1 protein-coding gene is annotated in these 555 nt (G+C 60.2%); it reads left to right on the forward strand.

Going from position 1 to position 555, the window contains the following annotated elements; all coding sequences use genetic code 11:
* Positions 1-555, forward strand: a 555-nt coding sequence (locus A3754_RS23175) for a helicase-related protein (RefSeq protein WP_255363160.1), incomplete at both ends; no start/stop codon positions are given.

The following is a 555-nucleotide window of genomic DNA, read 5'->3' on the forward strand; positions in this document are numbered from 1 at the left end:
CCCCCAGGTGATCGAACGGATCAACGATGCCTGCCGCCCTGACACCAAAAAAGGGAATACCCAGGCTTACTGGGTCTGCACGCTCATCGAGGAATCAGAAGAACTGCAGGCCCAGGCAGCGGAAGCTACCTTCGCGGAATTGCAGGTGGCCTTGCCCGACCTGAACGTAGAGCTGGTCCACGGACGCATGAAAGCAAAAGAAAAAGCCGAACGGATGGCCCGCTTTTCCCGGGGTGACGCGCAACTGCTGATCGCCACTACGGTGATCGAGGTGGGCGTGGATGTCCCCAACGCCACGCTTATGGTGATGGAAAATGCCGAACGGCTGGGCCTGGCACAATTACATCAGCTACGCGGACGCGTAGGGCGGGGCGGCGAGCAAAGCTATTGTCTGCTGCTGTACAAGAACCCGCTATCACTCACCGGCAAACGGCGGCTGGCGGTCATGCGCGACACCACCGACGGTTTTGTTATTGCCGAAGAAGATCTGAAACTGCGCGGCCCCGGGGAATGGCTGGGCACTCGCCAGACCGGGGACCTGGCCTTTCGCATTGC

It is taken from the genome of Alcanivorax sp. HI0083 (assembly GCF_001635175.1).